The sequence below is a fragment of the Consotaella aegiceratis genome (genome assembly GCF_036541425.1).
GTDB lineage: Bacteria > Pseudomonadota > Alphaproteobacteria > Rhizobiales > Rhizobiaceae > Consotaella > Consotaella aegiceratis.
The window spans coordinates 1-4,696 of record NZ_JAZHFT010000097.1 but is presented as its reverse complement, the minus strand read 5'-3'; the positions used below and the strand labels follow the sequence as shown (position 1 = coordinate 4,696).

At 60.1% G+C, this 4,696-nt stretch carries 3 protein-coding genes; 1 reads left to right on the top strand and 2 read right to left on the bottom strand.

Annotated features, from left to right (window positions below):
• Positions 1–353 precede the first annotated feature (353 nt).
• Both SMD10_RS24910 and SMD10_RS24905 read right to left on the bottom strand, forming a co-directional pair.
• Entirely contained in the window at positions 354–845 is a 492-nt protein-coding gene (locus SMD10_RS24910) for a type II toxin-antitoxin system YhaV family toxin (RefSeq protein ID WP_331688425.1), read from the bottom strand.
• 2 nt (positions 846–847) lie between these two features.
• A complete protein-coding gene (locus tag SMD10_RS24905) occupies positions 848–1,180 on the bottom strand; it encodes a type II toxin-antitoxin system PrlF family antitoxin (RefSeq protein WP_331688424.1) in 333 nt (110 codons plus the stop codon).
• Positions 1,181–2,295: 1,115 nt separating this feature from the next.
• On the opposite strand from SMD10_RS24905, the gene SMD10_RS24900 reads away from it, so the two are divergent.
• Positions 2,296–4,425, top strand: a complete 2,130-nt coding sequence (locus SMD10_RS24900) for a HAMP domain-containing methyl-accepting chemotaxis protein (RefSeq protein WP_331688423.1) — start codon at positions 2,296–2,298, stop codon at positions 4,423–4,425.
• The last annotated feature ends 271 nt before the right edge of the window (positions 4,426–4,696 follow it).

Sequence of the window (4,696 nt, the reverse complement as noted above, 5' to 3'; positions counted from 1 at the left end):
CCAGGCTGGTGCGCGCATGCTGTGCGCGAGTGGTATCGGTCCACATCGTTGATCCAAGGTAGTTTTTGGCAAAACCCCTGAATCAACGGCCGGCGAGGCTGTCAAGCTAACCCACTGATACCACTCACCTCAATTTCGGATCAGACACTCAGAGGCGAACAAGTCTTCAGCCATCACCCACTCCCATAGGTTGGCAGTCAGCAATGAATACCACTTTTACTGCGAACTGACTAGCCACCGCTTCGAAGACGATGAAGGATGCGGCCCACGCCCGGCGCCTTCGGGCGCATGCGGGTTCCATGCTGGCGGCTGGCCCAGCGACGCTTCCCGGTTCGGCCGGGATGAGGCCGCAGTCATGGATCTGAGGGCGAAGCCCTTTCCAGCCGTTCAACTGCGGCCTGATCGGACGCGGCTTTGCAAAGCGCAGCCCAATCGTCGGGCGGGTTGCCATCCTCCAGCATCCCTTTGAAAACCTTATAGGCATCGGTCTTCGCGCCATAGGTCCGCAAAGTCGTTTCATCATTCACCCAAGCGAAGATGATGATTTTCGCGGTCGAGTCGTAGCGGAAGAACAGGCGGAAGCGCCCATTGCCGAACTTTGCCCGGAACCAGTGTTTGTGCGTCTCGCCGAGCGTCGATCCTTGCCGATAGACGGTTGCGGTCGGATCGGCAGGGATTGTCTGGAACACAAGCTTGTTCAAAGCGGCCAAGAGCTTGGTGTTCGCGTTTCTTTGATAGTCGTCGGGCTTCTTCGCCTTCAACGCTTCGACCGCAGCGGTCAGCTTTTCCAACTGATCGAGAAAGAGGGGATGGGCAAAAATGGTCCAGCCATTGATCGTCAGCATGGCTACAGCGCGACATCCCCCTCGATCTCGGCATCGAGGTCAACGTCCATGTCCCCGACAACCGCGGCCACGCGATCGCGCAGGGTGGCGGGGAGCGCGGCGACAGATGTGCCAGGGTGTTTGCTCATGTCCCGCGCCAGAAATTCGAGGAAGCGATCAACCACCGGATCACTCGTCTCTTCCGTCACCTTCTCGACATAGACCCGGTGCTGATCATCGACGAAGAAGGCGATGCGTCCGCCGTAGTCCACGCCCAAAGCCTGACGAACGCTCTTGGGAACAGTCGTCTGGCCTTTGGCGGTGATCGTGCTTTCTTCCTTCAACAGAGCGCCCATGGTTCAGCTCCAGTTCGACCCTCGATATAGGTAAGGAAAATTCCTTACTTTGTCAAGAAGACCCTTCCGTCGGCAGGCCGGAGGTGCCGCTCGCCGGACGCCACAACGGTGCAATCGTTGGTCTGCGCTACGGCCACAACGATGGTGTCGAGAAAGCCGGCAGGGACGGCCCCTCGCCCTTCCGTCGGCCATCAGCCGCGCCCGGCGAACAGAAGCTGCGAACCTTCGAGCTCGGAGAACCGCGCCTCATGTTGAGTACGCCGCGGATGCCTTCGCTCACGCCGCCTTTTTCGCCCTGTCCGCCCGTTGACGTCGTGCCCGATTCCAGGGCACAAAGGTGATGCCCACGCGGCTTCTGGGCCGAAAAAGCGAAGCGCCGCAGAGAGTTAGTATGCATCTGGCTGGGGATCCAGGTCCCCCAGCCACTTCTTCTCGTCATAGAGATCTGAAAGGCCCGGTTTTCCGGGCTTTTTTCATGTTTGGCTACCCTTTCCCGGGGGGTACTCTTCCAGCGCAGTCCAGGCCGGTATCGACCGAATCCGCATCCCGCACCCGGTCGCTGGAGATGGAGATGGAGTGGATATGGGATCGGCCATAGCCACCTGTTGCGCGAACTGACTGGGGTTCATCCGGAGCCGACTGAAAACATGGCCCCGACGCCGACCGTCGCGGCGCCGTCCATCCCAAAGCGATACCGGTGATCCTGACCACGGCAGAGGAGTTCGACGTTTGGACGCGGGCGAAGTGGCGCCCGATGACGCGCTCCAGATCGCCGCAAAAGGTGAGAGTCAGGATGAGGCCGACACCTGAAGAACTAGACGAGACCGAGCCCTATTTTCGCCGTGAGCTGTGGTGGCACGATCACCCTCGCCTCGGACGGTGGCGGATGGCATGGAAACTGCTGCGGCAAGGCCAGATGCGGCGCGAGCACTGACAGACACTCCTCCGACCGATCCTCACGTCCAACAGGACGCTCGTCCTCTCGGGTATCGTGATGCTCGCTACCGGCTGGTTCGTCTGGTCGTAGACCACGAATAAACGGGGCGCGTCGCTGCAGATCCAGCTAATAGACCGAATTGCTTCCCCATGCCGTTTCCGTGGCTCGATAAATCCATTTGTCGCTTGGGCGGACTCTAGGCCTGTCGAGCAACTGTGCGGGGCCGGACAACGTCCCCATAGCAAAGCGGACCCGCTCAACGACAAGTCTTATTAGTAAAAATTATTTATTATTGGCATATCTTAATTATGCTTGGAGAAAAATAAAGGATTTCATGCCAGTAAAGTTGCAGTTTCATTCTGGAGACGTGGTGATGCGTATCGCGACGAAACTGCAAGCCTTGTTCGGATTCATCGGCCTGATCCTGGTCGGCACCAGCGTGTTGGGTCTTTATGAATTCGAGCTCAACGCTGTCGGCGGCAAAGCCCACAACGCCATCGTGGAGTCCAAGGATCTCTTGGCCGATGTGCTGCCGCCGCCCAACTACGTCATCGAGGCTTTTCTCTACACCACATTGGCGCGGGACCATTATGTCAGTGCCGACGAGCTGAAGTCGAAGATCGCCGAGCTGAAGGCTGCCTACGAGGAGCGCGAAGCGTACTGGCAGACGTCGGACCTTCCGGAGGAGGTCAAAGCTCTTTTCCGCGAGTCCGACACTCACGTCAAAGACATTTGGGACGATATCCAGCAGGAATTCCTGCCCGCCCTTCGGAGCGGCGACGAGACCGCCGTCATCGCGATGTTCAACGACATCCACAAAGACTACCAAGCGCACCGCGCGGTGGTCGACAAGATCGTCGTCGCCGCTACTGAACTCGCTGAAGAACTCACGGCCGAGTCGATGAGCGCCTCCGATTTTGCCGTCACGCTCCAGATCGCCGGATTGTTGGTGGCGCTCGTCATCCTCGTCGCGGTTCTGTTCGTGATGCGCAGCACCGTTATCCGCCCGCTGGGCGATCTCACGGAGGCCATGAGACGCTTGGCGGCGGGTCACATTGACGACGAGTTTTCCCTGACAGGGCGCCGGGACGAGATTGGAGAGATGGGTGAGGCCATGGCCGCCTTCCGTCAGTCGGAGGCCGAACGCCGCGAGTTGGAGGCGACGGCCGGGGCTCAGCGCCAGGAGGTCGAGCGCCAGAAGGCGGCGGCTGCCGCCGAAGAGCAGGAGAAGGCCGCGGAGCTGAAGGCGTTCGTCACCGACATCGAGGGCGGCTTTCATCGCCTTTCGGAGGGCGACTTGACTGTTCGTCTCGAACGCCCTGTGGCTATGGATTACGAGGGTATCCGCGTCGAGTTCAACGGGTCGGTAGAAAAGCTGGAGGCAACGTTCGGGTCGGTCATCGGCTCCATCGGGTCTCTGCGCTCCGGCCTCGACGAGATCAACACCGCCACCGGCGATCTTGCCCAGCGTACTGAACAGCAGGCAGCGAGCCTGGAAGAGACGGTGGCCGCCCTTGGCGAGGTGACCCGCGGCGTCAATGAGACCGCAAGGAGTGCTGAAGAGGCTCAGGTCTCGGCCGAAGCGGCTCAAAAGAATGCCGAAAAAGGCGGCAACATCGTCGGCCAGGCCGTGGAAGCGATGGCCCAGATCGAAAAGTCCTCCGAAGAGATCGGCAAGATTATTGGAGTGATTGACGAGATCGCCTTCCAGACGAACCTTCTGGCGCTGAACGCCGGTGTCGAGGCGGCCCGCGCCGGCGAGGCCGGCAAGGGTTTTGCTGTCGTCGCGCAGGAAGTGCGTGCCCTGGCCCAGCGCTCGGCCGAAGCGGCCAGGGAAATCAAGGATCTGATCTCGGCATCACACGAGCATGTAGAAAATGGCGTCGGCCTAGTGACCGCGTCCGGCAAGAGCCTCGAGGATATCGTCGCCCAAGTGGCTTCGATGTCGGCAGTCGTCACACGGATTGCTGCGAGCGCGCGGGAGCAGGCGGTCAGCCTGAAGGAGGTCTCCACCGCCGCGGATCAGATGGACAAGGTGACGCAGCAAAACGCTGCGATGGTCGAGGAGACAACGGCCGCGGCGCAGACGTTGGCGAGCGAAACCGACCAGCTCGCGCGGCTCATCGCCCAGTTCAAGACGGCTGCGAGCGCCGGCCACCAAGCGCAGGGCGCCCGAACGGCGCGCCGTCAAGCAGCCGCGCCGGCTCAGCGCCTCGTACCCAAGCCGGTCGTCCAAATGAAGACAATTGGTTCAGGAGGAGCAGCCGCTGCTGAGGCGCCCTCGAAAGACGGGTGGGAGGAATTTTGATCCCAAGAGCCCAACAGTCACAACAACCGACATGGACGACACCGACGGTGTTCTAGAAGTCCGCTTGGAAGAATGAGTGACAGTTGTCGGTCGCCGGAGGGGGTGACGCTGTGTCCACACGAGACATTCCCATCCAAACGCAAGTCATGACCTCCGCCAGAGGCGGAGGTTTGGAACGCTGCGCTTGAGCCACTAGAAGTGGCTTTGCTACATCAGGCGTTCAGCTTGAACAAATCGTTGTAGTCAGACGCTTTATCGGCTTTTTCTTGAT

Coding starts and splice junctions, on each gene's coding strand:
- SMD10_RS24905 (WP_331688424.1), bottom strand. CDS start 1,180: ATGGGCGCTCTGTTGAAGGAAGAAAGCACGATCACCGCCAAAGGCCAG.
- SMD10_RS24910 (WP_331688425.1), bottom strand. CDS start 845: ATGCTGACGATCAATGGCTGGACCATTTTTGCCCATCCCCTCTTTCTC.